The organism is Cyanobium sp. NS01 (assembly GCF_014280235.1).
Classification (GTDB): Bacteria; Cyanobacteriota; Cyanobacteriia; order PCC-6307; family Cyanobiaceae; genus NIES-981.
Genome location: NZ_CP047940.1, coordinates 423169 through 450117, shown reverse-complemented (window position 1 = coordinate 450117; position 26949 = coordinate 423169). Strand labels below are relative to the sequence as shown.

Annotated in this window: 25 protein-coding genes, 2 tRNA genes, 2 rRNA genes and 1 pseudogene; 18 read left to right on the top strand and 12 right to left on the bottom strand. The window is 67.5% G+C overall.

The genetic code is table 11. From position 1 onward, the window contains the following. Nucleotides 1–2 precede the first annotated feature (2 nt). Nucleotides 3–2231 carry an AAA family ATPase gene (locus CyaNS01_RS02280; RefSeq protein WP_225875754.1) on the top strand — a complete coding sequence of 743 codons (2229 nt, stop codon included), beginning with the start codon at nt 3–5 and terminating at the stop codon, nt 2229–2231. A gap of 68 nt (nt 2232–2299) precedes the next feature. Here CyaNS01_RS02280 and CyaNS01_RS02275 read toward each other — a convergent pair whose 3' ends face one another. After that, nucleotides 2300–2974 (bottom strand): alpha/beta hydrolase, encoded by a 675-nt coding sequence (locus CyaNS01_RS02275; RefSeq protein WP_186698524.1) that lies wholly within the window; start codon nt 2972–2974, stop codon nt 2300–2302. A 176-nt stretch (nt 2975–3150) separates the two neighbouring features. Between CyaNS01_RS02275 and bcp the strand changes: the two genes are divergently transcribed. Next, a complete protein-coding gene (gene bcp / locus CyaNS01_RS02270) occupies nt 3151–3618 on the top strand; it encodes a thioredoxin-dependent thiol peroxidase (RefSeq protein ID WP_186698522.1) in 468 nt (155 codons plus the stop codon). Here the strand turns inward: bcp and CyaNS01_RS02265 are convergent. Both CyaNS01_RS02265 and CyaNS01_RS02260 read right to left on the bottom strand, forming a co-directional pair. Further along, entirely contained in the window at nt 3596–4297 is a 702-nt protein-coding gene (locus CyaNS01_RS02265; protein ID WP_186698521.1) for a type III pantothenate kinase, read from the bottom strand. The two genes, bcp and CyaNS01_RS02265, sit on opposite strands and share 23 nt — an antisense overlap. Continuing rightward, nucleotides 4284–5051, bottom strand: a complete 768-nt coding sequence (locus CyaNS01_RS02260; RefSeq protein WP_186698519.1) for a phosphoadenylyl-sulfate reductase — start codon at nt 5049–5051, stop codon at nt 4284–4286. The genes CyaNS01_RS02265 and CyaNS01_RS02260 overlap by 14 nt, the downstream gene beginning before the upstream one ends. A 73-nt stretch (nt 5052–5124) precedes the next feature. Here CyaNS01_RS02260 and CyaNS01_RS02255 point away from each other — a divergent pair, with 73 nt between their 5' ends. The 5 genes and pseudogenes from CyaNS01_RS02255 to CyaNS01_RS02240 all read left to right on the top strand — a co-directional run bounded on the left by CyaNS01_RS02255 (nt 5125) and on the right by CyaNS01_RS02240 (nt 10574). Beyond that, nucleotides 5125–6348: an NAD(P)/FAD-dependent oxidoreductase gene (locus tag CyaNS01_RS02255; RefSeq protein WP_186698517.1), complete on the top strand. Its 1224-nt coding sequence runs from the start codon at nt 5125–5127 to the stop codon at nt 6346–6348. Then, nucleotides 6338–6976 carry an HAD-IA family hydrolase gene (locus tag CyaNS01_RS02250; RefSeq protein WP_186698515.1) on the top strand — a complete coding sequence of 213 codons (639 nt, stop codon included), beginning with the start codon at nt 6338–6340 and terminating at the stop codon, nt 6974–6976. Before CyaNS01_RS02255 ends, CyaNS01_RS02250 begins: the two co-directional genes overlap by 11 nt. Beyond that, a pseudogene (hflX, locus tag CyaNS01_RS14910) lies at nt 6895–8556 on the top strand (GTPase HflX); the annotation flags it as partial. The gene CyaNS01_RS02250 and the pseudogene hflX, both read left to right, overlap by 82 nt. A 162-nt stretch (nt 8557–8718) precedes the next feature. Then, nucleotides 8719–9354 (top strand): peroxiredoxin, encoded by a 636-nt coding sequence (locus CyaNS01_RS14425; RefSeq protein ID WP_225875889.1) that lies wholly within the window; start codon nt 8719–8721, stop codon nt 9352–9354. 41 nt (nt 9355–9395) lie between these two features. Further along, on the top strand, nt 9396–10574 hold the full coding sequence (locus CyaNS01_RS02240) for an anhydro-N-acetylmuramic acid kinase (protein WP_186700096.1): 1179 nt from the start codon (nt 9396–9398) through the stop codon (nt 10572–10574). On the opposite strand, the gene CyaNS01_RS02235 is transcribed toward CyaNS01_RS02240, so the two are convergent. Next, nucleotides 10560–10880, bottom strand: coding sequence for a hypothetical protein (locus CyaNS01_RS02235; RefSeq protein WP_186698511.1), 321 nt, complete (start codon nt 10878–10880; stop codon nt 10560–10562). The genes CyaNS01_RS02240 and CyaNS01_RS02235 overlap by 15 nt on opposite strands. 153 nt (nt 10881–11033) lie before the next feature. Between CyaNS01_RS02235 and CyaNS01_RS02230 the strand changes: the two genes are divergently transcribed. Both CyaNS01_RS02230 and CyaNS01_RS02225 read left to right on the top strand, forming a co-directional pair. Next, complete coding sequence (locus tag CyaNS01_RS02230) at nt 11034–11285, top strand: hypothetical protein (RefSeq protein WP_186698509.1); 252 nt, start codon at nt 11034–11036, stop codon at nt 11283–11285. 94 nt (nt 11286–11379) lie between these two features. Next, nucleotides 11380–11643 (top strand): hypothetical protein, encoded by a 264-nt coding sequence (locus CyaNS01_RS02225; protein WP_186698508.1) that lies wholly within the window; start codon nt 11380–11382, stop codon nt 11641–11643. Here the strand turns inward: CyaNS01_RS02225 and CyaNS01_RS02220 are convergent. Continuing rightward, nucleotides 11621–11860 carry a hypothetical protein gene (locus CyaNS01_RS02220; protein WP_186700899.1) on the bottom strand — a complete coding sequence of 80 codons (240 nt, stop codon included), beginning with the start codon at nt 11858–11860 and terminating at the stop codon, nt 11621–11623. The genes CyaNS01_RS02225 and CyaNS01_RS02220 overlap by 23 nt on opposite strands. 184 nt (nt 11861–12044) lie before the next feature. On the opposite strand from CyaNS01_RS02220, the gene CyaNS01_RS02215 reads away from it, so the two are divergent. Together CyaNS01_RS02215 and CyaNS01_RS02210 are read left to right on the top strand one after the other, a co-directional pair. After that, nucleotides 12045–13778: an ABC-F family ATP-binding cassette domain-containing protein gene (locus CyaNS01_RS02215; protein WP_186698506.1), complete on the top strand. Its 1734-nt coding sequence runs from the start codon at nt 12045–12047 to the stop codon at nt 13776–13778. Between the two features lie 129 nt (nt 13779–13907). Further along, the gene (locus tag CyaNS01_RS02210) at nt 13908–14135 is read left to right on the top strand and encodes a hypothetical protein (RefSeq protein WP_186698504.1); all 228 of its coding nucleotides are present in this window, start codon (nt 13908–13910) and stop codon (nt 14133–14135) included. A gap of 25 nt (nt 14136–14160) precedes the next feature. Here CyaNS01_RS02210 and CyaNS01_RS02205 read toward each other — a convergent pair whose 3' ends face one another. Next, the gene (locus tag CyaNS01_RS02205) at nt 14161–15279 is read right to left on the bottom strand and encodes a trypsin-like peptidase domain-containing protein (RefSeq protein WP_186698502.1); all 1119 of its coding nucleotides are present in this window, start codon (nt 15277–15279) and stop codon (nt 14161–14163) included. 474 nt (nt 15280–15753) lie between these two features. On the opposite strand from CyaNS01_RS02205, the gene CyaNS01_RS02200 reads away from it, so the two are divergent. Genes CyaNS01_RS02200 through CyaNS01_RS02170 form a run of 7 tightly spaced genes read left to right on the top strand, consistent with a single transcriptional unit; the run spans nt 15754 to nt 21183 of the window. Beyond that, nucleotides 15754–16056 carry a DUF2973 domain-containing protein gene (locus tag CyaNS01_RS02200; protein WP_186698500.1) on the top strand — a complete coding sequence of 101 codons (303 nt, stop codon included), beginning with the start codon at nt 15754–15756 and terminating at the stop codon, nt 16054–16056. A gap of 57 nt (nt 16057–16113) precedes the next feature. After that, complete coding sequence (locus tag CyaNS01_RS02195; protein ID WP_186698499.1) at nt 16114–16497, top strand: hypothetical protein; 384 nt, start codon at nt 16114–16116, stop codon at nt 16495–16497. 55 nt (nt 16498–16552) lie between these two features. Continuing rightward, nucleotides 16553–19117, top strand: coding sequence for an ATP-dependent helicase HrpB (hrpB, locus tag CyaNS01_RS02190; protein WP_186698497.1), 2565 nt, complete (start codon nt 16553–16555; stop codon nt 19115–19117). An 18-nt stretch (nt 19118–19135) separates the two neighbouring features. Then, nucleotides 19136–19330 carry a hypothetical protein gene (locus CyaNS01_RS02185; protein WP_186698495.1) on the top strand — a complete coding sequence of 65 codons (195 nt, stop codon included), beginning with the start codon at nt 19136–19138 and terminating at the stop codon, nt 19328–19330. A gap of 4 nt (nt 19331–19334) precedes the next feature. After that, on the top strand, nt 19335–20534 hold the full coding sequence (gene xseA, locus CyaNS01_RS02180) for an exodeoxyribonuclease VII large subunit (protein ID WP_186698493.1): 1200 nt from the start codon (nt 19335–19337) through the stop codon (nt 20532–20534). 2 nt (nt 20535–20536) lie between these two features. After that, nucleotides 20537–20794 carry an exodeoxyribonuclease VII small subunit gene (xseB, locus tag CyaNS01_RS02175; RefSeq protein WP_186698491.1) on the top strand — a complete coding sequence of 86 codons (258 nt, stop codon included), beginning with the start codon at nt 20537–20539 and terminating at the stop codon, nt 20792–20794. Beyond that, nucleotides 20791–21183 carry a DUF2834 domain-containing protein gene (locus CyaNS01_RS02170; protein ID WP_186698489.1) on the top strand — a complete coding sequence of 131 codons (393 nt, stop codon included), beginning with the start codon at nt 20791–20793 and terminating at the stop codon, nt 21181–21183. The genes xseB and CyaNS01_RS02170 overlap by 4 nt, the downstream gene beginning before the upstream one ends. A gap of 81 nt (nt 21184–21264) precedes the next feature. Here CyaNS01_RS02170 and CyaNS01_RS02165 read toward each other — a convergent pair whose 3' ends face one another. The 6 genes from CyaNS01_RS02165 to CyaNS01_RS02140 form a co-directional block, all read right to left on the bottom strand. Beyond that, nucleotides 21265–21669 (bottom strand): hypothetical protein, encoded by a 405-nt coding sequence (locus CyaNS01_RS02165; protein ID WP_186698487.1) that lies wholly within the window; start codon nt 21667–21669, stop codon nt 21265–21267. A 143-nt stretch (nt 21670–21812) separates the two neighbouring features. Further along, a complete protein-coding gene (locus CyaNS01_RS02160; RefSeq protein WP_186698485.1) occupies nt 21813–22691 on the bottom strand; it encodes a YhjD/YihY/BrkB family envelope integrity protein in 879 nt (292 codons plus the stop codon). A 176-nt stretch (nt 22692–22867) separates the two neighbouring features. Further along, nucleotides 22868–22984: ribosomal RNA gene (gene rrf, locus CyaNS01_RS02155) — 5S ribosomal RNA — on the bottom strand. A gap of 146 nt (nt 22985–23130) precedes the next feature. Next, a 23S ribosomal RNA gene (locus CyaNS01_RS02150) occupies nt 23131–26018 on the bottom strand. 495 nt (nt 26019–26513) lie between these two features. Beyond that, nucleotides 26514–26586: transfer RNA gene (locus tag CyaNS01_RS02145), tRNA-Ala, on the bottom strand. A gap of 9 nt (nt 26587–26595) precedes the next feature. Continuing rightward, a tRNA-Ile gene (locus CyaNS01_RS02140) sits at nt 26596–26669 on the bottom strand. Nucleotides 26670–26949: the final 280 nt, after the last annotated feature.

The following is a 26949-nucleotide window of genomic DNA, read 5'->3' as shown; positions in this document are numbered from 1 at the left end:
CTTTGAGCGACCTGTTCAGCCATCACGGTGAGCAGCAGCGCCGGGCCCTGGCGCCGCTCGCTGATCGCCTGCGCCCTCGGGTCCTGGAGGAGTTCGTGGGCCAGGAGGCGATCCTGGGGCCCGGGAGGCTGCTGCGGCGGGCCATCGCCGCCGACCGGGTGGGCAACCTGATCCTGCACGGCCCCCCCGGCACTGGCAAAACCACCCTGGCGCGGATCATCGCCGGCAGCACCCGCGCCCACTTCACCAGCCTCAATGCCGTGCTCTCGGGAGTGAAGGACCTGCGCAGCGCCGTGGAGGAAGCCCGCAGCCGACTCGAACAGCACGGCCTGCGCACCCTGTTGTTCGTGGACGAGGTGCACCGCTTCAACACCGCCCAGCAGGACGCGCTGCTGCCCTGGGTGGAGAACGGCACGGTGACCCTGATCGGCGCCACCACCGAAAACCCCTACTTCGAGGTGAACAAGGCCCTGGTGAGCCGGTCACGGTTGTTTCGACTGCAGCCGCTGGAGGCCCCCCAGCTGCGGCAGTTGCTGGAGCGGGCGCTCCGCGATCCTGAGCGAGGCTATGGCCAGCTGGCGGTGCAGCTCAGCCCCGAGGCCGCCGATCACCTGGTGGATGTGGCCGGTGGCGACGCCCGCAGCCTGCTCAATGCCCTCGAACTGGCGGTGGAGACCACCCCGCCTGGACCCGAGGGGACGATCCCGATCGATCTGGCGATCGCGGAGGAGTCGATCCAGCAGCGCGCCGTGCTCTACGACAAGCAGGGGGATGCCCACTTCGACACGATCAGCGCCTTCATCAAGGCACTGCGCGGCAGCGACGCCGATGCGGCCCTGTTCTGGCTGGCCCGGATGGTGGAGGCGGGGGAAAACCCCCGCTTCATCTTCCGGCGAATGCTGATCGCGGCCGGGGAAGACGTGGGCCTGGCCGATCCCCAGGCAGTGGTGGTGGTGGAGGCCTGCGCCGCCGCCTTCGAGCGGGTAGGCCTGCCCGAGGGCCTCTATCCCCTGGCCCAGGCCGCGCTCTACCTGGCCTCCACCGAGAAGAGCAACAGCGTGCTGGGGTTTTTTGACGCCCTCAAGTGCGTGCGCCAGGCCAACCGCCAGCAGGTGCCAGCCCATCTGCGCGATGGCAACCGCGATGGCGAGGCCTTCGGAGACGGCATCGGCTACCGCTATCCCCACGCCTACGCGGAGCACTGGGTGGCGCAGCAATACCTGCCGGACAGCCTGCAGGGACAGCTGTTCTGGCAGCCCGGGGGCCTCGGCTGGGAAGGGGGGCGGCGGCAGCGACTGCAGCAGCGCCGTGCCGCCCAGCTCGCCGCCGCCGCTGAGAACGCAGCCGAGGGGGGCGAGATCCTCAGCGGCAGTCCCGAGGACCCTCAGCTGGAGCGCTGGCTGCAGCGGCAGGCCGGGGCCGAGGGCGCCCGCCTGGATCAGCTGCGGCGACGGTTCTGGGCAGGGGCACGCTGGCAGCGTCACGACCGGGTGCTGGTGCTGGAGGCCCACTCCCTGCTGTGGGCCCTGGATCCGCTGGAGGCCACCCCCGAGGGCGGGGTGGTGATGACCGTGGCGAGCGAGGCCGAACGGGAGCGGCTCGGCGCCCAGCTGCAGGTGCTCGATGCCCTGCGCCGCCCCGAGATTCTGGTGGTACCGCCCCACCACCCCACAGCCCTGCTGCAGGCCCTCGGCGCCGGGGCCTCAGGGCGTTTCGAGTGGATCGCGGCGCGTCATCCCTGGCGACAGGCCAGCGCTCCGGTGCTGGCCGACTGGATCGGAGCCCTGGTGCCCTTGCTCAGCGCCGGTGGCCAGGGCAGGCTGCTGTTCAGCCAGCCACGGCTGGGGCCTGCGGAGGCACTGCAGCGCAGCTGGCCCAGCGGGGCCCCACCGGCGGCGCTGGCCAGGATCGTCAGCGCCGAGCGGCAGGCCCTGGCCCCCAGCCAGCCCCCCCTCGCAGCGGTGGAGGAGATCCTGCAGGAGCACGGAGCGAGCGTCGGCCGGGAGTGCTGGGACGAGGCCCTCCAGCTCAGCCTGGACAGCGGCCGCATCGAGCGCTGGCTGGCGCCTGAGAGCCGCTACCGCGAGGGCCTGCGGGCGCAACTGGGTGCGGCCGGCGCGGCGGCGGCCCTGGAGACGATGGCCACGCTGCTGCGCCAGAACCTGGGGCGGCCGCTGCCCCAGACCCTCAGCCACACCCTGCTGCTGGTGGAGGCACCCCAGGGCGTTTGAACAGCAAAAAGCCCCGGGGGTAACCCGGGGCTGAAAGAAGCACTTGAAGCAGGCCCTGGGGCCCGGACTCACCAGAGGCCGCGGATGGGCATGGGCTGAGCCATCGGAGCGGGGGCGGGAGCCGTGGTGCGCACTTCGGCCACGGGGTCGGCCATCTGGTTGGCCTGGATGCAGGCCGGCAGGAACACATACCAGGAGAGCAGGGAGGTGCACTGGGCATCACCCTGGCAACGTCCCTCGGCGCAGACGTTCTGGGCGCCGGTGTAGGTGCCGCAGAAATCAGCCAGGCGCATGTCGGTGGGCAGGGCGGTCATGATGCCGGCCGAGGAGATTTCGCCGTCGCGGGCGTCCTCGATGATCGCCGAGCGCAGCGCCTGCACGGCATAGGTGTTCATGCTCCAGTACGGGAAGTAGCTGGTGGACTGGTTCTTGAGGAACTTGACGCCGTCGTCGGAGTAGAGGAAGCGGGTGACGCCGACCAGGTCCACGTCGTAGGTCTTCTTCATGCCGTCACGCACCTCATCGGCCGTCCAGCCGGAGTTCTGGAGGCCGCCCTGGAGGCCGCGGTCGGTGACGTCGCCGGTTTCCAGGTAGGTGTCCACAGCGCCCTGGTTGGTCGACCACACGGCGCCACCGGAGTTCCAGCGAACAGGCAGATCGTTGTCAACAGCAGCTGAAACGGGCAGGGCGGAAGAAGTCAGGGCCGCACCAACGAACAGTCCGGCCAACAGGCTCTTGATCACGAGAGTTGAGTCAATTCATTCATCAAAGTAGCCTTCGCTGCCACCCTTGCCCGCAAGGCGCAAGACGCGTCAACAAACCGACACCCTCGCTCCAAGCGGCCTGGCACGGCGGACCATCGAGCCACCTCCTATCGGGGCGAGCCCGTAATCTCTCCCCAGTGTCTGTTACCTGCACGATGGCCCTCGCGATCGGCGATGCCGCCCCGGATTTCACCCTGCCCGACCAGAACGGCACACCCGTGAGCCTGGAGAGCCTCAGGGGCCAGAGGGTGGTGGTGTACTTCTATCCCAAGGACGACACCCCGGGCTGCACCAAGGAAGCCTGCAACTTCCGCGACCAGTGGAGCGCCTTCGCCGACCACGGCATCGCCGTACTGGGGATCAGCAAGGACGGCGCGGCCAGCCACGCCAAGTTCATCGCCAAGTACACCCTCCCCTTCACTCTGCTCAGCGACGCCGAGCCCTGCCCCGTGGCCACGGCCTACGAGAGCTACGGCCTCAAGACCTTCATGGGCCGGGAATACATGGGCATGATGCGACACACCTTCGTGATCGATGCCGAGGGCAAGCTGGAGCGGATCTACACCAAGGTGAAGGCCGACAGCATGGCCGACACCATCCTCAGCGACCTGGGGCTGGCCTGAGCCGGGCCAGGGCCCGCAGCGCCAGATCCGGCTCAGCGTCACGGCCCAGCAGGGCGGCGAGTTCAGCTCCATCCCCGCCGGTGATCCAGAGCGAGCAGCCAGGCGAGAGCTGGCAGGCCTCCCGCCAGGCCAGCTCCACAGCCGCGGCCAGGCCGCGCAGCACACCTGAGCGGATCGCCTCAGCGGTGTCATGGGGCCAGGGATCAGCAGGGAGCTGGCCGCAGCTGGCTGGCAGGGTGGGCAGCTGGGCCGTTGCGGCGGCCAGGGCCCGCCACTGGAGCGCCGCTCCGGCGAGGATCCGGCCGCCGGCGAAACGCCCGTCACCCCCCACCCGGGTGAGGCTCAGGGCCGTGCCGGCGTCGGCCACCAGCACCGGCCCAGCGCTCTGCTGCCAGGCCTGCCAGCCCACCAGGGCCCGATCGACGCCCAGCCAGGGGGGCGCCGCAACGAGCGGCACCTGCTTCAGCCCCAGCCGCGTGGTGGGATCCAGTCCTGACTGGGCCGCCACGGGACCCACGGCCGCCCAGGCCGTTGGCGCGTGGCCCGGACCCGCCTCGGCTCCGGGGGCAACACTCCAGCAGCGCCACTGATCCAGGCTGCCGCGGGCCCAGTGCCAGCGGCTGTTGCCGATCAGCAGCCAGAGGCCTGGCGCCTCCTCCGCCGGATCAGATGCCCTCACCCATCAACCCGGGCAGATGGATGCCGCACTCCTGCTGAAGCCCACCGAAGCGGCTGGAACGGCCAGGGCTGGAGCCGTCGTCTGGACCACTGGAGTGCCAGTCACCGACGCTGGAATAGCCCTGGGCAAAGAGGGGGTGCTGGGGCAGCTGATGCTTCTCCATGTAGTAGTACACGTCTCGATTGCTCCACTGGAGCAGGGGCCGCAGGGCCCAGCGGTTGCGCACGGCGTCGAGCACGTCCATGCCGCGGCGGTGCTCGGTCTGGGATCCGCGCACTCCGCTGGCCCAGCAGGCCACTGCGAGCTGCTGCAGGGCCAGGTCCAGGGGCTCGACCTTGCGGATGCGGTGGTAGGTCTCCATGTCCTCCACCCGGCCTGTCTCCCAGAGACGGCCGTGCAGGGCCTCCATGCGGGCGGGGCTGAGGCTGGCCTGGGCCACGTGCAGGTCGATGCTGAGCAGCCCGAGGAGCTGTTCGGCATAGAGGTAGGTCTCGGCGGGGAGATAGCCGGTGTCAACCCAGATCACGGGCACCCGGACATGGCGCTGCTGCCCCAGGGCACTCACCATGTGCAAGAGCACGGCCGATTGGATGCCGAAACTGGTGGTGATGGCGAAGCCGTCGCCGAACATGTCCAGCGCCCAGGCCAGCTGTTCCAGGGGGGACAGCCCCACCAGACAGCGCCGGGACGGCTCCAGAGACACCACCTGGCCGTTGCGGTCGGTGGGCAGGGTTGGGGCCTGTGCAATCACCATCGGCTCATCATCGCTCCTGGGCCAGAGCACTGGTTAGGGTTCCGGCCGTGTGTGGGCGCCCCCCTACCGAGCCATGACGGCCACCACCGTGACCTCCCAGCAGCGCCCTGCCGCCCAGGCCAGTGGCCCGGTGCTGATCGTGGGTGGGGGCTTCGCCGGTCTGTACACCGCCCTGGCTCTCGCCGAGCAGCGGCAACCGCCGCCGGTGCTGCTGCTCGAGCCGAACGATCGGTTCCTGTTCCTGCCGCTTCTCTATGAGTTGCTGAGCGGCGAGCTGCGCGGCTGGGAGATCGCGCCCCGCTACGACGCCTTGCTGGCCAGCAAGGGGATTGCCTGGATGCGCGATCGGGTGAGCCACATCGACAGCACGGCCCGACAGGTGACCACCCGCGGCGGCCGCCGCCTGGACTTCGGCCAGCTGGTGCTGGCCACCGGAGGAGACACCAGCAGCTTTGGCATTCCAGGGGTGGAGGCCCATGCCCTCAGCTTCCGCAGCCTCGACGATGTCGAGCGCCTGCAACAGCTGGTGCAGCAACTGCGCGCCCAGCAGCGCCCCCTGCAGCGGCTGGCGATTGTGGGGGCAGGCCCGAGCGGCGTGGAGCTGGCCTGCAAGCTGTCCGACCTGCTGGGCGGCACAGCCCTGGTGGAGCTGATCGAGCAGGCCGGCGAGCCGCTGCAGCAGGCCAAGGCCTTCAACCGGGAGCAGGCGGTGCGGGCCCTGCAGCTGCGCGACGTGCGGCTCCGTACCCACACCCGGGTGCGGGAGGTGGGAGCCAGCCGACTGGAGCTGGAGGGGCCCACCGGAGCCGAAACCCTGGCCGTGCAGGCCACGATCTGGACCGCAGGCCTCGCCTTCCAGCCGCCGACGATTGAACCGGCGCCGACGAGCGACCGCCGCGGCCGATTGCTGTGTGACGACACCCTGCGCTTGCAGGGCTACACCGATCTGTTTGCAGCGGGGGATATTGCCTGTGTGAAGAGCGGTGAGAACGACCTTCCGGCCAACGCCCAGGTGGCCTTTCAGCAGGCCACCTGCCTCGCCGCCAACCTGGTGCGCGCCAGGGCTGGGGAACCGCTGGAGCCCTTCGGGTTCCGCGACCTGGGCGAGATGATGAGCCTGGGCGTGGGCGACGCCAGCCTGGTGGGGGGCGGGGTGACCCTGGCCGGCCCGGCCGCCTTCCAGTTGCGTCGCCTCGCCTACCTCACCCGGCTGCCCGGCCGCAGCCACCAGCTGCGGGTGGCCGCCGGCTGGCTGGCCGACTGGAGGCCTGCAGCCGCTGGCATGCATGGCAGCTGAGCGCCCGCGGGGCCTGTTGCTCGATGCCATGGGCACCCTGATCGGCCTGCGCAAATCTGTGGGGCACACCTACGCCGAGGCGGCCTGCCGCCATGGGCTGAGCCTCGAAGCTGAGGCCCTGAACGCGGCTTTCCGAACGGTGTTTGCGGCTGCGCCGCCCCTGGCCTTCCCCTCGCTTCAGGGCGCTGCGCTGCGCCAGGCCGAGCAGGATTGGTGGACGGCACGGGTAAACGCCACCCTGGAGGCCGTGGGGGTGGAGCGCCCCCCCGCAGAGCTGGGGCCTGAGCTGTTCCACTGCTTTGCCGATGCCGGCCTCTGGCAGCCCTATCCCGAGGTTCCCGCCCTGCTGCAGCGCTGGCACAGACAGGGCCTGAAGCTGGCGGTGGTGAGCAACTTCGACAGCCGCCTGGAGCCCCTGCTGGAGCAGCTCGGGCTCCGAAACTGGCTGCACGCCGTGGTGGTGTCGAGTGCCGTGGGAGCCGCCAAACCGGAGCCCGCGCCGCTGCTGCTGGCCCTGGAGCAGCTGGCATTGCCTGGCTCAGCCGTGTGGCACGTGGGCGACAGCCACGACGACGCCGCGGCGGCCGCCGCGGCGGGACTGCGCTGTGTGCGGGTGCAACGACCGTGAGACAGGGGGTGCTCTCGGGGCGGACCGTGGGGCTGAGGCCCGCCCAGCGGCGGCGGCTGGAGCAGCTCTGCCACCGGCGGCACCCGGAGGATGGCGTTGCCGAGCTGCTCTGCCTGCAGCGGTTGGCGGCCGAGAGTCGGGAGTTGAACCTGCCGCTCACCTTGGTGGTGGATGGGCGTGGGCTGTGCCGGCTGCTCTGGGTGGGCCCGCTGGAGCAGTCGGGCCAGCTGCTGGAGAAGCTGCCGGGCTCCCAGCGGCGCCAGGGCCGCGCCCTGCGGCTGCTCACCTGCTGCGGCCGGGCCCGCCATCTGGACCCCGGCAACCAGGAAGGGGTGGTGGGGCTCGACCTCCAACCCCAGCTCTGGCTGCGCTACGGCGACCAGGCCGAGGCTGGGGGCCACTGGAAGGGCGCCCTGTTCGTCCCCAGCGGCCAGCAGGGCCAACCCTGGAGCAGCGAACAACTGGGGGAGCTGGGCGCCCTCTGCGCCATCGACCCCGGCCTCTGGGCCCTGTCCACGGGCGAGGCAAGCAGCACTGCCGCCGAGCCCGCAACGGTGCGGAGCACCGGCGGCCAGGAACGGGTGCTGCTGCTGGCCCTCACGCCGGGCGACCGGGCCGCCGCCCAGCGGCTGATCGGGGAACTGGAGGGGCTGGTGCGCAGCGCCGGCGCCCTGCCCGTGGGGGTGGTGGAGCAACGCCGCAGCCAGGTCTCGCCCCACACCGTGTGGGGCGAGGGGAAGCTGGCGGAGGCCGCCCTGGAAGCCCGGCGCCTGGGGGCCAGCCTGGTGGTGACGGATCGGGAGCTGAGCCCACTGCAGGCGCGCAACCTGGAGCGCCTGCTGGACCTGCCGATCAGCGATCGCAGCGAGCTGATCCTGGACATTTTCGCCCAGAGGGCGGCCAGTGCGGCCGGGCGCCTCCAGGTGGAACTGGCCCAGCTGCGCTACCGCCTGCCCCGGCTCAGCGGGCGCGGTCGCAGCCTCTCGCGCCAGGGGGGTGGCATCGGCACCCGGGGGCCGGGCGAAACCCAGCTGGAGAAGGATCGCCGCGCCATCGCCCGGCGGATCGAGCGCCTGCAACGGGATGTGCGTCAGCTGGAGGCCCACCGGGCCAGGTTGCGGAGCGGAAGGCAGGCCCTCAAACGATTGGCCCTGGTGGGTTACACCAACGCCGGCAAGAGTTCCCTGCTCAACGCCCTCACCCGGGCGGAGGGAACGGAGCCGGTGCTCGCCGCCGACAAGCTCTTCGCCACCCTTGATCCCACCACCCGCCGGCTCGGCCTGGGCGGGGCGGGCGGCCTCCCCGGCGAGACCCTGCTGCTCACCGACACGGTTGGATTCATCCGCGAACTGCCCCCCGCGCTGATGGAGGCCTTCCGCTCCACCCTGGAGGAAACCCTCGACGCCGATGGCCTGCTGCTGCTGGTGGACCTGAGCGATCCGGCCTGGCCGGAGCAGCGCCGCACGGTGCTGGCCATTCTCGAGGCGCTCGGGGCCGCCATGCCGCACCGTCTGGTGGCCAACCAGATCGACCGCTGTGCGGCCACCGAGATCGAGCGGGCCCAGGCCCTTGAGCCCGATGCCCTGTTCGTGTCCGCCACCGAGGGGCTTGGGCTGCAGCGGCTGAAGGAGGCCCTGCGGGGCTGGCCCCCGCCAGTAGGTGGGGGGGCTGTGGCAGCATCGAACGCTACGGGCGAAGGCGCCCTTCCCTTCCCTTCACCCCATCCCGCCCCCCTCCCTGCCATGGCGCTACAACTCGGCGATACCGTTCCCGATTTCACCCAGGAATCCCAGCTGGGTCCGATCCACTTCTATGACTACGCCGGCGAGAGCTGGGTGGTGCTGTTTTCCCATCCCGCCGACTACACCCCCGTCTGCACCACTGAGCTGGGGGAAGTGTCACGCCTGCGCCCTGAATGGGAGAAGCGCAACGTCAAGACCATCGCCCTGAGTGTCGACTCCGCCGAGAGCCACAAGGGTTGGATCGGTGACATCAACGAAACCCAGAGCACCAGCGTCGACTACCCGATCCTCGCCGATGCCGACAAGACGGTGAGCAATCTCTACGGGATGATCCATCCCAAGGCGCTCAACAACCTCACGGTGCGCTCGGTGTTCATCATCGACCCCAACAAGAAGCTGCGCCTGCAGATCACCTACCCCGCCAGCACGGGCCGCAACTTTGACGAGATTCTGCGCGTGATCGACTCGCTGCAGCTCACCGACTACCACCAGGTCGCCACGCCGGTGAACTGGAAGGACGGTGAGGACTGCGTGGTGGTGCCCTCCATCTCCACCGAGGAAGCCCGCGTCAAGTTCCCGAAGGGTGTCACGGAAGTGAAGCCCTACCTGCGCATGACCCCTCAGCCCAACAAGTGAGGCTGACCTGAAGCGGGGCCGTCATGGCCCTCTCTTCCCCCATGAAGGTGCTGGGCCTGATGAGCGGCACCAGTGCCGATGGCGTTGATGCCGTGCTGGCCAGCTTTGCTGGCCCCGCCACCACACCCCGCTGGGAACTGCTCGGCCGCGCAGCGGTGCCCTACCCCGCCGACCTGCGCCAGCGGCTGATCGCCTTTGGCCAGGGGGATCCCTGCAGTGCCGCAGCCATCCTCGAACTGGCCGAAGCCGTCACCGACGTGCAGGCGGAGGCCGCCCTGGCCTGCGATCCCCAGGGCCAGGCGGAGCTGGTGGGTTGCCACGGCCAGACGGTGTGGCACCGCCCTCCAGCGCCTGAGCGCGAGGGCAACAGCTGGCAGTTGCTGCAGGCCACCAGGCTGGCCGCCCGGTTGGGACGAGCGGTGGTGCACGACTTTCGCGCCGCCGACCTGGCCCTCGCTGGCCAGGGGGCCCCGCTGGTGCCTCCCGCCGATGCAGCACTGCTGGGGCGCATCGACGGCTGGAGGGGGGTGCTCAACCTCGGCGGCATCGCCAATCTCACCCTGATCCCGCCGGCCCACGGTCCGGAGCGTCACGCCAGCCTGCTGGGCTGGGACTGCGGCCCCGCCAACACCCTGGTGGACCTGGCGGTGGAGCGCTTCAGTGGCGGGCGCCACAGCTTTGATGCCGGCGGCGCCTGGGCCAGCCGTGGCCACATCGATCACGCCGTGGTGGAGACCTGGCTGCAGGAGCCCTATTTCCAGCAGGCCCCACCCAAGTCGACAGGGCGGGAGCTCTTCGGGCGGACCGATCTGGAGCGGCGGCTGCAGGATCTCAGGGTCTCAGCTGGCCTCGCCTCAGCCAGCAGCGCCCCGGCCGAGCTGGAGGCGGCCGACGTGCTCGCCAGCCTCACCGCCTTCAGTGCGGCTGCCGTGGCCCAGGAGCTGAGGCATGGCCCCCAGCCGGTGGAGCTGCTTCTGGCCGGCGGCGGTGCCCGCAATCAGCTGCTGGTGGCGCAGCTGCGGCAGCGCTGCCGGGGCGTGATCGTGCGGCCGCTGGCCGACTTCGGCCTGCAGGACAGCGACCGTGAGGCCCTGGCCTTTGCCCTGCTGGCCTGGTGGAACCATCGAGGCCATCCGGGCAACGCCCCTGCGGTGACCGGTGCCCGGCGCTCCAGCCTGCTGGGGGTGTGGGTGCCTCCCCCCGGCTCAGCTCCCGGCTGACGGGCCCGGCCGCTGCAGGCGCAGCCGCTTCGGGGCGCCCCGCAGTCTTGGGGTGCGCTGCTGTCCCTGGGTCTCCAGCTGCTGGCGCAGGGCGTCGGCACTGAGGGGGCCCGCACCCTCACCGCCGCGGCGGGCCTGCTCCAGCCGGGCGACCCCCTGCTGGATCAGCACCTTGGCCATGTTGCTCACGGTGCGGGAGTCCTGCTCGGCCAGGGCAGCCAGCCGCTGACAGAGCTCCTCAGGCAACACCACCTGGATCCTGGGCGACTTGGGACGCCCGCTGGAGGAGGTTTGCCGGGTCGGCACGCCAGGAAGCCAGAAAGGGTGAGCTGAACCAGGGACGGGAGCGCCCCGGAGGTCCAGCAGGATCCTAATGGCAACTCTCGGGTGCACATGGATACTAACCATGTCTATGGTGGAGGCAGCCCATCCGTTCCCCGATCCCCCGGAGCTGGCCCCATGCCCCAGAGCCGTAAGCGCCGCACCGCCGAACGCAGTGATGTGCTGGTGTCCGCCGTGATCAGCACCTACCTGCTCACCCACCTGCACCACGTGCTGCAGCGAGCTGAGTACGGGGCCCAGCAGGAAGGCCGCACCGCCCTGGCCGACAACTACGCCGAACTCCGCAAGGTGCTCTGCCTCGATGCCCGCACGATGGAAGATGCCTCCGCCTGCGGCACGCCGGTGAACGACAACCCCAAGGCCGCCTGAAGAGCAGGGATTCCAGCCGCTTGGCAACAGGCCGCAACGGCCTCCTGCCGATTCGCTCTGGCGTGCATAGCGTCGAAGCAGTTGGACCGCCGTCATGGTCGAGAGCTCCTTCAGCACCGGCGAAGGGTCAAGCGACCACGCCAGGGCCTTGTATGAGCGCATCAGCGCCGACGCCGAGCTCACCCAGAAGCTGTTCCGCCAGGCCCTGCAGGATCCGGGCGGCGCCCTCGATCAGATCGTGACCCTCGGGACCGAGTACGGGCTGCCGGTGAGCCGCGAGCAGGTCAAGGCCCACGTGGCCTCCCTCGAGGACGGGGCCAGCAAACAGTGGCTGCTCAAGGCCCGCGGTGGCCTCTGAGCCCCCGGGGCAGTTCGCTCGGCTCCGGAATCCAACCTGGCGGTGCCGGCTGCGCTGCAACCAGCGTGACTCGATGCTGCGGCAGGGCCGACCGCGGTGACTCGGCAGGACGGCGGGCGCCTCCTCCCTGGGCCCAGCTGAAGAACAGCCAGTAACTCACGATCGCCAGGCCCGCCGCCACCACCAGAGCCGCCACCTGTTCCAGACGCCTGATCATCGAGAAGCACTGCCGGCTGGATCGAGTCTGGCCGAGACGGCTGCGGCCAGGTGGAGGGCTGCGGCCGGGCGGACTGCCTACCCCAGCACAGCGCCGGCTGCGCCGCTGCGGCAACGATGCGAAATGATGAGGTCACTCCGCCGTCGCTGCGGCGCCCGCCTGTCCCCCTCACCCGCTCCGCCCCGTGCTCCGCCTCGAACGCCTCGGCAAGATCTATCCCACCGGGGAGGTGCTGCGGGATGTCACCTGGGAGGTGAAGCCGGGCGACCGCATCGGCCTGGTGGGCGTGAACGGGGCGGGCAAGTCGACCCAGATGAAGATCATCGCCGGCCTGGAGGAGGCCAGCAGCGGCCAGGTGGTGAAGCAGGGCGATCCCCGCATCGCCTACCTGCAACAGGAATTCGATGTGAACCTGGAGCGCACCGTGCGCGAGGAGCTGTTCCAGGCCTTCGGCGCAGCGGCCGAGGTGCTGGTGCGCCAGCACGCCGTGGAGCACGCCATGGCCAGCGATCAGGCCGCCAGCGACCCCGATCACCTCGACGAGCTGATCCACGAGCTGGGCCGCCTGCACAGCCGCTTCGAGGCCCTGCACGGCTACGAGCTCGACGCCCGCATCGACAAGCTGCTGCCCACGATCGGCTTCAGCGCCGAGGGGGCCGAACAGCTGGTGGGCGACTACTCCGGCGGCTGGCAGATGCGCATTGCCCTGGGCAAGATCCTGCTGCAGGAGCCCGATCTGCTGCTGCTCGACGAGCCCACCAACCACCTGGATGTGGAGACGATCCAGTGGCTCGAGGGCTATCTGATCCAGCAGAGCGCCGCCCAGGTGGTGATCAGCCACGACCGCACCTTTCTGGATCGGGTCTGCACACAGATCGTGGAGACCGAGCGCGGGGTCTCCCGCACCTACCTGGGCAACTACAGCCAGCACCTGGAGCAGAAGGCCCTGGAGCGGGAGGCCACCCAGGCCGCCTTCGAGCGCCAGCAGAAGGAGCTCTCCAGCCAGCAGGCGTACATCGACCGCTTCCGGGCCAGCGCGACGCGCTCCACCCAGGCCAAGAGCCGCGAGAAGCTGCTGGAGAAGGTGGAGCGGGTGGAAGCGCCGATCGAGAGCATCGGTGGGCCCCGCTTCCAGTTCCCCGAAGCGCCCCGCTCCGGCCGCCTGGTGGCCGAGATCGCCGACCTCAGCCACAGCTACGGCGATCAGATCCTCTTCCTGGGAGCGAGCCTGGAGGTGGAACGCGGCGACCGCATCGCCTTCGTGGGCCCCAACGGCGCCGGCAAGTCCACCCTGCTGCGCCTGGTGATGGGGATGGAGCAGCCCAGCGAGGGCCACGCCCGCCTCGGCGAACACAACGTGATCGCCGGCTACTTCGAGCAGAACCAGGCCGAGGCCCTGGACCTCAGCAAGACCGTGATCGACACGATCTTCGAGGTGGTGCCCGACTGGACCCAGACCCAGGTGCGCTCCCTGCTCGGCAACTTCTGCTTCAGCAACGAGAGCGTGTTCAAGCAGGCCGGCAAGCTCTCCGGCGGCGAGAAGGCACGGCTGGCCCTGGCCCTGATGCTGCTGACCCCCTGCAACCTGCTGGTGCTCGATGAGCCCACCAACCACCTCGACATCCCCGCCAAACAGATGCTCGAGGACGCCCTGATCGCCTACGAGGGGGCTGCCTTGCTCGTGAGCCACGACCGCTACTTCATCAGCAGGGTGGCGAACCGCATCGTGGAGATCCGCGATGGTGAGCTGGTGCTGTACCGGGGCGACTACGCCTACTACCTGGAAAAAAAGGAGGAGGAGGCGGAGCTGGCGCGCCAGCTGGCCATCAGCGAGGCGAAGGCGGCGAAGACAGCAGCCAACCGGGAGAAACAGCAGGCCAGGGCGGCTGGCCGCAAGGGGAAGGGCAAGGCCGCCTGAGAGGCCGCCGCCGCGTCCGACATAACAGGAAACGAGGACAACAAAGCCGCCCTGTTGCAACGGCTACGAGCAGGACTGAAACAGTTTGTAGCTTTGGCCTGGATCCATCGCCCCTTCGCGACGCCTGCCATGTCGGAACCCCTCTCCCTCAGCCTCGGTCAGCAATTCGAGCTGGAAAGGATGAGCCGTGCCATCGACGACACCGCCGACCTCCAGGCCCTGCAAGGGATCGCCAAGCAGCTCCTGCAGGCGTGGCACAGCCAGAAAGCAGCCACCCAGTGGGTGATGCGTCAACAGCTCGGTGCCCCCTCCCAGTTCGGCGCCGGCCAGCCCAACACCTGGGGGCAGGAGGCGTGAACCGCTCAGGCCGGGGGCGGCGCTGTCAGGCTCCGCCCATCTGCACCGGCACCAGCGTCACATTCCGGCTCTGACCCTGCCGGCTGATGTTGAGGGTGATCTCTCCGCCCACGCCGGCCCGTTCCACCGCAGCCACCACCTGGGAAGGCTCCAGCACCGTTTCCCCGCCGGCCGCCACCACCACATCGCCCTGCTGCAGACCCGCTCGCTCGGCAGGCCCGTCGGCCAGCACCGAGGCCACCCGCACCCCCCTGGTCAGCCCCGTGCCATCGCCCGGGCGCACCAGGTCCATGACGATGCCGATCATCGGATGGCTCACCTTGCCGGTGGCGAGCAGTTGTCTGGCGATGTCACGGGCCCGGTTGATCGGAATCGCAAAGCCCAGCCCAGCGCCCGGCCCCTGCCGCACGAGCGTGTTGATGCCGATCACCTCACCGTCAGCGTTGAGCAGCGGTCCACCGGAGTTGCCGGGGTTGATGGCGGCATCGGTCTGGATCAGCTCCAGCCGCTTGTCGGTGATGCCCAGCTTGGCGGCGTTGCGGTTGAGATTGCTGATGATCCCCATGGTCACGGTGTTGTCGAGGCCGTAGGGGTTGCCCACCGCGATCGCCCAGTCACCCACCTGCAGGTCCTCTGAATCGCCGAGGGGGGCCACGGGCCAGGGTCCCCGTCCAGCGAGCCGCACCACCGCCAGGTCCGTGAGGCGGTCGAGCCCCACCACCGTGCCCTCCACCCGCCGGCCGTCCTGCAGCCCCACCGTCACCCTGTCGGTCTTCTCGACCACGTGGGCGTTGGTGAGGATGAGGCCGTCAGGCTGAATGATGAAGCCACTGCCCTGGCCTCGCTCGGTGCGCTGGGAAGGGGGGGCGGCCCGTTGCTGAGGCAGCCCGAAGAACTGGCGAAAGGCCGGATCGTTGAGCAGCGAGCTGGAGGCCCCACCCCGGCCGCCCCGCACCAGCACGGTGCGCTCGGTGTCGATCGTCACCACGGAGGGGCCAGCGCGGCGCACGGCTGCTGCCACGAACGACTGACGGCCCAGGGCCGCCCCTGCAGCCGACCCCCTGGACTGGGCCGAGGCGGCGGGCGCCAGCGGCTGGCTGAAAGGCCTCAGCCACCCCGGAGGAGCGACCAGGACCGCCAACATGGACCCCGAAACCAGCAGGGACGCGGTGAGACCGGGCAGAGCAGCCCCGGAGCGACTGGCCCTGGCTCGAACGGCCCGGGATCGGACGGGGATGGAACGCAGGCGCAGGTGGGCCATGGCGATCAGATCAGAACATCTGGGGGCGGTGAAGGCGACTCGGAGCCAGCAATGGACTGGCCAGTGAAGGGAAGCGGCGAACCGACAGGAGATGACATTCCAACCGTAGGCAGGCCAGCAGACGGAACGCCCCCTGGCGCTCCAGACGCCGCAGCGCCACACCACCCCCTAGATTAAGCAAAGATTTGTATCGACCCATGGACACCGAGCGACTGCTACTCGCCTTTCTGACCTTTGGCGCTGCCTGCACCACGCTGTGGGCCTGGATGCTGGCCAACAGCGGATCCAATTCCAGTCAATCCAGGCAATGATGGGGCAGACGGTCCGTCCGAGTCCCACTGCAGCAGGCCCCAGGCCATGAACGCGATCCTCTCCCAGATCTTTCCGATCCTCTACGGCATCTGTTTCCTGGCCCTGCTCTGGCAGGCCTTCCGGGTGATGGGCCAGGGCTTCAGGGCCATCTCGGCGCCCGGGGATCGCCCGCCGCAACGCGCCAACGCTGGCGTCCCCTCCGTTCCTGGGGCCGCCGATCGCACGGGACGGCTCACCATCCACCCCGAGCTGCTGGACGCCCAAGGCCAGCTCACCGATGAAGATCTGCTCACCGTGCGCTTCAGCGGTGACAACGAGCGGCCCGCCTTCCCCGGCGATCCCGGCTGAGGCCCCGTCACTGAATAGGCTCACCGTTGAGCACGTGATTTCAGGGAGGGCGAGCATTTGGATCCACGCACGCGCATCGTGGCGGCACTGTTGCGGAACCTCAAGCTGCCTCCTCGCTTTCGCCTCAAACTGGTGAAGGACGATCCGATCCGGCTGGAGCTGAGCCTCACCCCTGCCTATGGCAAGGCGCCAGTGCTGGTGGGCCTGGTGGAATCCCAGGACCTGGTGGCCCGACGCGACCGGGAAGGCCGCATTCCCAGGGATCTCCAGGGCACCTGGGACTGGACTGTGCGCCACGGCAAGGTGAGCACCGGCGGCTGGAACCCTTACCTCAAGGAGGCCCTGCAGACGATGTTCGAGACCGGGCTGCCCGCCGTGGTCTACGAAGAACTCACCGGCGAGGCCTACCACCCGGTGGATGGCGTGAGGCACGTGCGCTGACGCCGGAGTCTGCGATCAGGCCGCCGGCGCGGCCCCGGCCTGGACGGGCAGGCTGATGGAGCCGCTGCCGATCGATGCTCTGCTGGGCAGCATCGAGGCCACCCTGGCCCTGCCCGGCGCCACCCTGCTGCTTCAGGCCCCACCCGGTGCCGGCAAGACCACCCGGGTGCCGGGGGCCGCGCTGGGCGCCCTCAACGCCGGCGCTGGGCCGGCCACCCCACGGGTGTGGATGGTGGAGCCACGGCGTCTCGCCGCCCGGGCTGCAGCCCAGCGGCTGGCTGCTGAGCTGGGCGAACCGGTGGGCCAGCGGGTGGGCTACAGCGTGAGGCTGGAGCGGCGCGTCAGTGCGGCCACCCGCATCGAGGTGCTCACCGGCGGCCTGTTCCTGCGCAGGCTCCAGGCTGATCCGGCCCTGGAGGGAGTGGGTTGTCTGATCCTCGATGAGTTCCACGAGCGCCATGCCGACACCGACCTGGCCCTGGCCCTGGTGCGCCAGGCCCGGGAGCTGCTGGCTCCCGACCTGCGCCTGGTGGTGATGTCAGCCACGCTGGAACTCGAGGCCCTGGCCGCCCAGATGCCCGAGGCCAGCGTGTTGCGCAGCGCCGGCCGCAGCCATCCGGTGAGCGTGGCGCACCAGCTGCCCCGCCCAGACGAGCCCCTGGCCCGGCAGGTGGTGCGCGCCCTCGAAAGCCAGGGCTGGCCCCATGACCCTGTTGCAGCCGATGCCGCACTGGGCACCACCGCCCTGGTGTTCCTGCCAGGTCAGGCGGAGATCCACGCCTGCGGGCGGGCCCTGGAGGCCTGCGGCTGGGGCGATGCCATCGACTGGGTGGCCCTGCACGGCAGCCTGCCCCTGGAACAGCAGAGCATCGCCATCGCCGCCGCCAGGCCCGGGCGCCCCAAGGTGGTGCTGGCCACCAGCCTGGCCGAGAGCTCCCTCACCATCGCCGGTGTGGGCCTGGTGATCGATGCCGGCCTCAGCCGCCGCAGTCGCTTCGATCCGGGCACCGGCCTGGAGGGCCTGGTGACCCTGCCGGCCAGCCGGGCCAGTGCCGAGCAGCGCACCGGGCGGGCCGGCAGGCTGGGACCGGGGCACTGCGTGCGGCTCTGGTCCCCCGCCGAGCAGCAGCGACGCCCCGCCCACGACCCTGCGGCGCTGCTGGAGGCCGACCCTCTTCCCCTGGCCCTGCAGCTGGCCAGGTGGGGCGATCCCCTCGGCACGGCGCTGGCCTGGCTGGATCCGCCGCCCGCCGCGGCCCTGGCAGAGGCCCTGCAGCGGTTGGAGCAGCTGCAGGCCATCGAGGCCAACGGCAGGCTGAGCCGCCACGGCCGCCGCCTGGCGGAGCTGGGCCTGCACCCCCGGCTCGGCCACATGCTGGTGGTGGCGGAGCAGTGGGGAGCGCAGCCCCTGGCCAGTGCCCTGGCCGTGCTGCTGAGCGAGCGCGACCCCCTCGGCCGCCAGGAGGCCGGCAGCGATCTGCTCGCCCGGCTGGACTGGCTGCGCCGCCAGTCGAGCGGCCACCCCCTGCGCCGCCTCCAGGCCCAGTGGCTGCGCCAGGCCGCAGCGGGCAAGGCCTCGGATCCCGCTATGCATCTGTCCGGGCTGCCCGGCAACACCCCCGGGGATGACGCCACGCTCACGGCCCGCCTGGTGGCAGCCGCCTATCCGGAACGGCTCGCCCTGGCCCGGCCCGATGGCCGCGGTCGCTTCCTGCTGCGCAGCGGCCGCGGAGCCACCCTCCACCCCCAGGACCCGCTGGTGGGGGAGCCGGCCCTGGCCGTGGCGGTGCTCGATGGAGCCCAGCAGGATGCGCGCATCCTGCTGGCGGTGCCGCTGCCGCTGGAGCAGCTGCAGGCCCTGGCGGAGCAGCAGGGGCAGTGGCTGGAGCAGGCCCGTTGGGATGCCAGCGCCGGCAGGGTGCGCTGCGAGCGGACCCTGCGGCTCGATGCCCTGGTGCTGGAGCGCAGGCCCTGGCCCCAGGCCGACGCCGCGGCGGTGGCGGCTGCCCTGCAGGAGGGGCTGTGCCAGCGGGGGCTGACGGCCCTGCCCTGGACCGCGGCCACACGCCAGCTGCAGCAGCGGCTCAACCTGGCTCACCAGTACCTGGGGGCGCCCTGGCCAGACCGAAAGGACAGCGCCTTGCTGGAGCAGCTCAGCAGCTGGCTGGGGCCATCCCTGGTGGGGATGCGCAGCCTCGGCGACCTGGCCCAGCTCGACCTGGCCGAGGCGCTCTGGGCCGAGCTCCCCTGGTCGCGGCGGCGCGAGCTGGATCAGCTGCTGCCTGGAAGCCTCACCCTGCCGACAGGGCGCCAGGTGCGCCTCGACTACAGCGGCGGAGCGCCGGTGCTGGCGGCGAAGCTGCAGGAGTTCTTTGGGGTCGCAGAGGGGCCGACCGTGCTCGGCGGCAGGCTGCCGGTGACCCTGCACCTGCTGAGTCCGGCGGGGCGGCCAGCGGCGATCACCTCGGATCTGGCGGGGTTCTGGGCCGCCGGCTATCGGGAGGTGCGACGGGAGCTGCGTGGCCGCTATCCCAGACATCCCTGGCCCGAGGACGGTGCCCGGGCCCAGCCCACCCGCCTCACCAAGGCGGCCCTCGGTCAGAGTGGTGCCACGTCGTAGTGATGAGTGGTGGTGGCGATGGCGCGCTTCCTGGCCGGCAGGCCGTTGTTCCCGGGGAACCGGCGGGATGGATCCAGGCTGCTGAGCAGTGCCCTGGTGATCTGCTGCATCGGCCTGGTACGGCTCGACCACCCCGCCGGCCAGCTGCTGGCCCTCCTGGCGGGCCTGGTGAGCCTCTACTGGTGGCGCTGTTACCAGCAGCTGCAGTCCTGAGCCGATGCTGGCGGTCCCTTCCCCGGCCCCCTGGCCCCCTGGCCAGGCCCTGCCGCGCTACAGCGTCAGGGAGCTCAATGCCGCCATCGGGGCGCTGATCGAGCGGGGCTTTGCCCCCCGCTTTCTGCTGGAGGCCACCGTCAGCAGGCCCCAGCTCAAGAAGGGGCACCTGTGGATGACCCTGGTGGATGAGCAGGCCTCGATCTCGGCCGTGGTGTGGGCCTCCCAACGACAGAAGCTCAGCCTGCAGCCCGCTGATGGCGATGGGGTGGTGGTGGTGGGCAAGATCAACTTCTGGGCCAGCCGCGCCTCCCTGTGCGTGCAGGTGCTGGACCTCAGGCCAAGCCTCAGCAGCGTGATGCGCCGCTTCGAGCAGGTGCGGGGGGCGCTGATCGGTGAGGGGCTGTTCGATGAGGAGCGCAAGCGGCCCCTGCCCCACGCCCCCCAGCGCATCGCCCTGCTCACCAGCGTGCCCAGCTCCGCCCTGGCCGACATGCTGCGCACGGCGGCGGAGCGCTGGCCGGCCACGGCCGTGCTGCTGGTGCCGATCCCTGTGCAGGGAGGCGTGGAGGCCCGCATCTGCGCCGCGCTGCGCAGCCTCTATGGCCGGGGGGCCCGGGAGGGCATCGAGGCCATCGTGCTGGCCCGCGGCGGCGGCAGCCGCGAAGACCTCGCCGTCTTTGACGGAGAAGACCTGGCCCGGCTCCTGGCCGAGAGCCCGGTGCCTCTGGTGAGCGGCATCGGCCATGAGGACGACACCACCATCGCCGATCTGGTGGCCGACTACCGCGCCGCCACACCCACCGCCGCCCTGGTGGCTCTGCTGCCGGAGCGTCAGAGCGTGCTGGCCAGCCTGTTGCAGACGCGCCGACAGCTCGGACAGCTGATCCGCTGGCACCTGCAGGGCCAGCGCCAGCAGGTCGGGCGGCTTGAGGAACGCCTGCAGCAGCTGCACCCCCGCCAGCTGCTGCAGCAACGCCGCCAGACCCTCCGGCAGACCCAGGCCCTGCTGCGAGCCCTCTCCCCCGAGCAGGTGCTCAGGCGGGGCTTCAGCCTGATCCGCTCAGCTGAGGGGGAGCTGCTGCGGTCGGTCGGGGCGGTGCGATCTGGCTCCCAGGTGATGCTGGAATGGGCCGATGGTCGGGCCGTGGCCGAGGTGCGCGAGATTGGGCCCAATCCCTCTGCGGACCAGCCCCGATCCTGACCATGGCCAGCAAGAGATCCCGCAGCGCCGAAACGATCGCGGCCGGCCTCAGTTACCGCGAGGCCCACACGGCTCTGGAGCTGATTCTGGCCGAGCTGCAGAGCCCTGATCTGGATGTGGAGGAGATGACTGGCCACTACCGGCGGGCCCAGGCCTATGCCGAGCGCTGTGAACAGATCCTCAGCAAGGTGGAGCAGGAGGTGCTGCTCTGGGATCCCAGCGGCGATGACAACAGCGACCCCACCCCCTACACGCCATGACCCCGTCTCCCAGCCCAGCCCCGGCTGCCCTCAGGCCCGAGCAGCCCCCCAGCGCCTGGCTGCGTTGGCTCTACCTGGGCCTGGCCGTGGCGGGGGCGGTTCTGCCCTGGCTCGCCAATCTCGACTACATGCGCGCCTATGGCGGCAGCTTTGATCTGGGCCAGTTCATCGGCCTGGCCAACGCCAACCCAGCCGCCGCCTCCCTGTCGCGGGATCTGGCGATCGGGGCCACGGCGGTGCTGATCTGGATCGTGCAGGAAAGCCGCCGCCTGAAGATGCGTGGGCTGCCCCTGGTGATCGCGGCCTGCCTCCTGATCGCCTTCGCCTGCGGCGCCCCCCTGTTTCTCTATCTGCGCGAGCGACGGCTCGACGAACGCTCCAGTGCCTGAGGGCGTTGTGAGCGCCTGGTCAGGGCCCAGCAATGGCCCGCTGCTCAGCTGTCGAGGCTGCATCAGCACGGCGATACATGATCAGCGCGGTGACGTTCCCTCGTCATCCAGGTCCTGGGAGGACACCACATCCACATCAATCGTGGCCGAGGCGGCATCAACGCCTCCAGATGCACGGGACGTGAAGGAATCACCCCCGAACACCTGGGCCTGCTCAACGCCGACGGCGTCAGCGTCCAGCCCGGTGCCGCAGGCCGGGCAGACAGGGGCCCCGAAGCTGGTCAGGCCGCAGCTGGGACACACCCTGATGCGCCGCTTCAACAGCTGCCAGGCCACCACACCCGCGCCAGCCAGGAACAGCGGCAACAGCAACAGGGTGAGGGTGATGCCACCGAGCACGTCCAACAGCACGCGGCCGGCGGGAGAGGGCGCGAGCAGCAACAGCCCCAGCACGCCGATCCACACCCATGGGAATGACCTCGGCATGATTCCAGGACGATGCAATGGGCTGGCGGTGTCGAGCTTTGAGCTCCACACCGTTCCATCCTGGCCTGGCAGGGCCGGCGCAGCGGGCATCGACATGATCGGGAGCCCCGGCGTCGCTGCGTTGGGAACGTGGGCAGGGTGCTTCAGGGCCGCGCGCGGCTGGGGCGTCGGATGACCACACTGAGGCACTGGGAGTAATAAATGAGCACGCCGATCAGCCACACCCAGAGGCCAAACACCAGAACGCCACCCACCAGCCCATAGGCCTGAAATCGCAGGCCGAGGGCCACAAGCACCCGGCCCAGCAAGAGGTTGAGCAGAGTGAATGAAGCAGCGAGAAAGCCGGCTCCAGGCAAGAGATCACGCCAGGGCACATGACGCGAGGGAAGCATCCAGAGCAGCAGCAGTGACGCCAGCAGACTGAATCCCAAGGTGCTGAGAAGCCCCACCCCTAAATCGAAGGGACGCTGAAAGTCCAGCATCCGGGGAAAGATCGTGGGCAGCAGATCCCTGAGCACCAGGCTGCCGGGGAGGGTCGATTGATGAGCCAGCCGATCCATCACGATCACCAGCGCCAGCAAGCCCATCAGAGCCAGGGCCTTGAGCCGCAGCGCGAAGAAGCGCCAGAGCAGGCGGCGCCAGCCGATCTCACCAGGACCGTCGGGTCGACTCCACCAGATACGGTCAGCGCCCCGCTGCAGGGTGAGATAGGCATTGCTGGCCGTCAGCACCAGCACCACCACACCCAACAATCCAGCACCTCCGCCCTGACGCAGGAAGGCATTCAAGCCTGAGGTCACGGCAGGCATGGCCGTGCCGGGCAGAACTTGGCGGGCTCCGCTCAAAAGCCGATCCACCAAGCCTTCATCCTGGCCCAGCACCCGCGCAGCCAGCGACAAGGCAATCAGGCCGATCGGGAACACCGACTGCATAGCGTGATAGGCAAAGGCCGCACTGAGGTCCACACAGTCGTGGTGAAACCACAGGCGCAGAGCAGCCCAGAGGGCTCGCACCCATCTCATGGGCAGCTTCGATCGAACCGAGCCTGGGCTTGCGGGCAACGCTTCCTCCCATGGACAGGTGTCCACCATGCCGCAGCAACCAACAACCGATGGGCGCTGCGGACAATGGGCACAAAAAAAGGCCACCCGTTGTTGGGTGGCCTTTTTGATCATCGGAGCAAAGCACAAAAAGTTTTACCTGGCATCGACCTATTTTCTCAGGGGGCTTCCCCCCAACTATCGTCGGCGCTGCAGCGTTTCACAACCGAGTTCGAGATGGATCGGTGTGGTTCCACTGCGCCATGGACACCAGGATAGAAGACTCATGATGGAGCCTTCTGTTTCTTGTCTTGCTCTCAGGTTGAACCCTGAGAACTACATAGGTTAGATCAGCTCCAGACAACCTTGATGGTCATCTCTTGCTCATCCTCTGGAAACAAGCTGTTAAGAGCTTGAGCCTATGGTCAAGCCCTCGGTCTATTAGTACTCCTCCGCTTCACACATTACTGCGCTTCCACGTAGAGCCTATCAACGGGTGTTCTTCCCGTGACCTTACTGGGTTAACCCATGGGAATACTCATCTTGAGGTGGGCTTCCCACTTAGATGCTTTCAGCGGTTATCCTCTCCGCACATGGCTACCCAGCGTTTACCGTTGGCACGATAACTGGTACACCAGAGGTGCGTTCCTCCCGGTCCTCTCGTACTAGGGAGAAATCCTCTCAATATTCCTGCGCATGCACCGGATATGGACCGAACTGTCTCACGACGTTCTGAACCCAGCTCGCGTACCGCTTTAATGGGCGAACAGCCCAACCCTTGGGACCGACTTCAGCCCCAGGTTGCGATGAGCCGACATCGAGGTGCCAAACCTCCCCGTCGATGTGAACTCTTGGGGGAGATCAGCCTGTTATCCCTAGAGTAACTTTTATCCGTTGAGCGACGGCCCTTCCACGCAGAACCGTCGGATCACTAAAGCCGAGTTTCCTCCCTGTTCGACTTGTAGGTCTCACAGTCAAGCTTGCTTCTGCTTTTACACTCGTCGGCTGATTTCCAACCAGCCTGAGCAAACCTTTGCGCGCCTCCGTTACCTTTTAGGAGGCGACCGCCCCAGTCAAACTGCCCACCTGATACTGTCCAGCCCCCGGATAACGGGTGGCTGTTAGAACTCTAGCTCGGAAAGAGTGGTATCTCACCAGTGGCTCACCATCACCCACAAGCAATGGTTCATAGCCTCCCACCTATCCTGCGCATTCCGAGCCCGAGCACAATACCAAGCTACAGTAAAGCTTCATAGGGTCTTTCTGTCCGGGTGCACGTAGTCCGCATCTTCACAGACAATTCTATTTCGCCGAGCCTCTCTCCGAGACAGCGCCCAGATCGTTACGCCTTTCGTGCGGGTCGGAACTTACCCGACAAGGAATTTCGCTACCTTAGGACCGTTATAGTTACGGCCGCCGTTCACCGGGGCTTCAGTCGCTAGCTTCGCTTACGCTGACCAGCTTCCTTAACCTTCCGGCACTGGGCAGGCGTCAGCCCCCATACATCGTCTTGCGACTTAGCGGAGACCTGTGTTTTTGGTAAACAGTCGCCTGGGCCTCTTCACTGCGACCACCTTGCGGTGGCACCCCTTCTCCCGAAGTTACGGGGCCATTTTGCCGAGTTCCTTAGAGAGAGTTATCTCGCGCCCCTCGGTATTCTCTACCACCCCACCTGTGTCGGTTTCGGGTACAGGCCATCATGCCTTAACGGGTATAGGGCTTTTCTTGGAAGCTTGACGTCACCCACTTCGCTGCCGTAGCAGCTCGTACTCACGCCTCAGCTCAGGATGTTTTCTCCACCCCTCAACGCCTCGAACGCTTGAACCAGTAACCAACGTCTGGCTGGGCTAGCCTTCTCCGTCCCCCTTCCCAAAACATGACAGGTACAGGAATGTTAACCTGTTGTCCATCGACTACGCCTTTCGGCCTCGCCTTAGGTCCTGACTAACCCTCCGCGGACGAGCCTGCCGGAGGAACCCTTAGGGTTTCGGGGCATGGGATTCTCACCCATGTTTTCGCTACTCAAGCCGACATTCTCACTTCCATGCAGTCCACGCCCGCTTACGCTAACGCTTCACCCCACATGGAACGCTCCCCTACCACTTGATTGTTCCTAAGAACAATTAAATCCGCAGCTTCGGTACAATGCTTAGCCCCGTTCATTTTCGGCGCAGGATCGCTCGACCAGTGAGCTATTACGCACTCCTTTGAGGATGGCTGCTTCTGGGCAAACCTCCTGGTTGTCTGGGCAATCCCACCTCCTTTATCACTCAGCATTGATTTGGGGACCTTAGCTGGCGGTCTGGGCTGTTTCCCTTTCGACCATGGAGCTTATCCCCCACAGTCTGACTGCCTTGCTACACACAGGGTATTCAGAGTTCGTCTCGATTTGGTACCGCTCTCGCAGCCCGCACCGAAACGGTGGCTTTACCCCCCTGCTGGAGCACAAGACGCTACGCCTCAACGTATTTCGGGGAGAACCAGCTAGCTCCGGGTTCGATTGGCATTTCACCCCTAACCACAGCTCATCCGCTGGTTTTTCAACACCAGTCGGTTCGGACCTCCACTTGGTATCACCCAAGCTTCATCCTGGCCATGGTTAGATCACCCGGGTTCGGGTCTATAAACACTGACGATCGCCCTATTCAGACTCGCTTTCGCTATGGCTCCACCATTCCCGGTTTAACCTGCCAGTGCCTATAAGTCGCCGGCTCATTCTTCAACAGGCACACGGTCACCCGATCAGTCGGGCTCCCATTGCTTGTAAGCTCACGGTTTCATGTTCTATTTCACTCCCCTCCCGGGGTTCTTTTCACCTTTCCCTCGCGGTACTGTTGCGCTATCGGTCACACAGGAGTACTTAGCCTTACGAGGTGGTCCTCGCGGATTCACACGGAATTTCACGTGCTCCGTGCTACTCGGGATTCAGCTAGGCCAGTTTCGTTTTCGGTTACGGGGCTTTCACCCTCTATGGCGCGCCATTCAAACGCTTCTCCTAACGTCCCTGGTCCACGTTGCTGTCCCACAACCCCGATGCTCGAAAGCATCGGTTTAGGCTCTTCCCCGTTCGCTCGCCGCTACTGAGGGAGTCGTTTTTACTTTCCTTTCCTCCAGCTACTAAGATGTTTCAGTTCGCTGGGTTGGCTCGCGCCACCCTATGGATTCAGGTGGCCGTTCTAGGGGTTGCCCCATTCGGAAATTCCCGGATCAATGCGTGTTTCCAGCTCCCCGAGACTTATCGCAGGTAACTACGTCCTTCATCGCCTCTGTGTGCCAAGGTATCCACCGTGAGCCCTTTGTAGCTTGACCATTTCATCTCCCAGTGCTTCAGGCTGTTGAGGCCTATTCTCTCAACATTCACCTGCTCCCTTGCGGTTGCGGTTTGAATGAAGGATCAAACTCTTCACTCCTCGGCGGAGTGCTAAGAACACTGGAAGTTCTCGGCTCTTAACTTCATAGAATTGATTTGATCTCATCTGGATCTTTCAATCCATCTGAAATCAAACATCCATGAGATGCTTTATTTCCAGATTCACCTATGCAGTTGTCAAGGTTCTTCGCCAAACCCTCAGCCACTAAAACATCTAAAATGCTCTAGCCACTGGGAGTCCAGCATCATGCCACCACCTGAAACGATGGAGGCATGAGGCTGGAGTCGCGCTTGGGCTCACACCAATACCGGTTTACCGATACTGGCTTGTTACCGATACTGTCTTGGTCACGTCTCCCTCAGGACTGATCTCCTGTTTCTGAGAACTACTCTGAGAATTGATCTGAGAACTAGTCTGAGAACCTACACTTGAATGGAGGTTAGCGGACTCGAACCGCTGACATCCTGCTTGCAAAGCAGGCGCTCTACCAACTGAGCTAAACCCCCAGACATGAATGGGCCATCCTGGACTTGAACCAGGGACCTCACCCTTATCAGGGGTGCGCTCTAACCACCTGAGCTAATGGCCCAGGAGATTTCCAAACCGATCACCCGGCTTGGGCTTACCCTCAGGGGGGTGACCTAGACAACGTTTAGGAACTGAAAAAGGCTTCACGCTCTCCCACACCACAACACTTCCACCAAGGCATCACCTGATCTCAACTCACCTTGCGGTGTGCTGATCCCTGATGACAACCTGGCTTGCATGCCGGATCTGTTCTGCGCTTGCCTCCTTGAGGTACCGATCGACCTTCGAGATGACAGGATCATGGCCTGAGACAAAAGTTGCTTCCTACCAACAGCCACAAA

Excerpts from the sequence above, each read along its gene's own strand:
- CyaNS01_RS02165 (WP_186698487.1), bottom strand. The coding sequence starts at position 21,669 with ATGCCGAGGTCATTCCCATGGGTGTGGATCGGCGTGCTGGGGCTGTTG.
- bcp (WP_186698522.1), top strand. The coding sequence starts at position 3,151 with ATGGCCCTCGCGATCGGCGATGCCGCCCCGGATTTCACCCTGCCCGAC.
- CyaNS01_RS14425 (WP_225875889.1), top strand. The coding sequence starts at position 8,719 with ATGGCGCTACAACTCGGCGATACCGTTCCCGATTTCACCCAGGAATCC.
- xseB (WP_186698491.1), top strand. The coding sequence starts at position 20,537 with ATGGCCAGCAAGAGATCCCGCAGCGCCGAAACGATCGCGGCCGGCCTC.
- CyaNS01_RS02255 (WP_186698517.1), top strand. The coding sequence starts at position 5,125 with ATGACGGCCACCACCGTGACCTCCCAGCAGCGCCCTGCCGCCCAGGCC.
- CyaNS01_RS02205 (WP_186698502.1), bottom strand. The coding sequence starts at position 15,279 with ATGTTGGCGGTCCTGGTCGCTCCTCCGGGGTGGCTGAGGCCTTTCAGC.
- CyaNS01_RS02220 (WP_186700899.1), bottom strand. The coding sequence starts at position 11,860 with ATGATCAGGCGTCTGGAACAGGTGGCGGCTCTGGTGGTGGCGGCGGGC.
- CyaNS01_RS02225 (WP_186698508.1), top strand. The coding sequence starts at position 11,380 with ATGGTCGAGAGCTCCTTCAGCACCGGCGAAGGGTCAAGCGACCACGCC.
- CyaNS01_RS02185 (WP_186698495.1), top strand. The coding sequence starts at position 19,136 with ATGGCGCGCTTCCTGGCCGGCAGGCCGTTGTTCCCGGGGAACCGGCGG.
- CyaNS01_RS02240 (WP_186700096.1), top strand. The coding sequence starts at position 9,396 with ATGAAGGTGCTGGGCCTGATGAGCGGCACCAGTGCCGATGGCGTTGAT.
- hrpB (WP_186698497.1), top strand. The coding sequence starts at position 16,553 with ATGGAGCCGCTGCCGATCGATGCTCTGCTGGGCAGCATCGAGGCCACC.
- CyaNS01_RS02210 (WP_186698504.1), top strand. The coding sequence starts at position 13,908 with ATGTCGGAACCCCTCTCCCTCAGCCTCGGTCAGCAATTCGAGCTGGAA.
- CyaNS01_RS02260 (WP_186698519.1), bottom strand. The coding sequence starts at position 5,051 with ATGGTGATTGCACAGGCCCCAACCCTGCCCACCGACCGCAACGGCCAG.
- xseA (WP_186698493.1), top strand. The coding sequence starts at position 19,335 with ATGCTGGCGGTCCCTTCCCCGGCCCCCTGGCCCCCTGGCCAGGCCCTG.
- CyaNS01_RS02160 (WP_186698485.1), bottom strand. The coding sequence starts at position 22,691 with ATGAGATGGGTGCGAGCCCTCTGGGCTGCTCTGCGCCTGTGGTTTCAC.
- CyaNS01_RS02170 (WP_186698489.1), top strand. The coding sequence starts at position 20,791 with ATGACCCCGTCTCCCAGCCCAGCCCCGGCTGCCCTCAGGCCCGAGCAG.
- CyaNS01_RS02230 (WP_186698509.1), top strand. The coding sequence starts at position 11,034 with ATGCCCCAGAGCCGTAAGCGCCGCACCGCCGAACGCAGTGATGTGCTG.
- CyaNS01_RS02250 (WP_186698515.1), top strand. The coding sequence starts at position 6,338 with ATGGCAGCTGAGCGCCCGCGGGGCCTGTTGCTCGATGCCATGGGCACC.
- CyaNS01_RS02200 (WP_186698500.1), top strand. The coding sequence starts at position 15,754 with ATGAACGCGATCCTCTCCCAGATCTTTCCGATCCTCTACGGCATCTGT.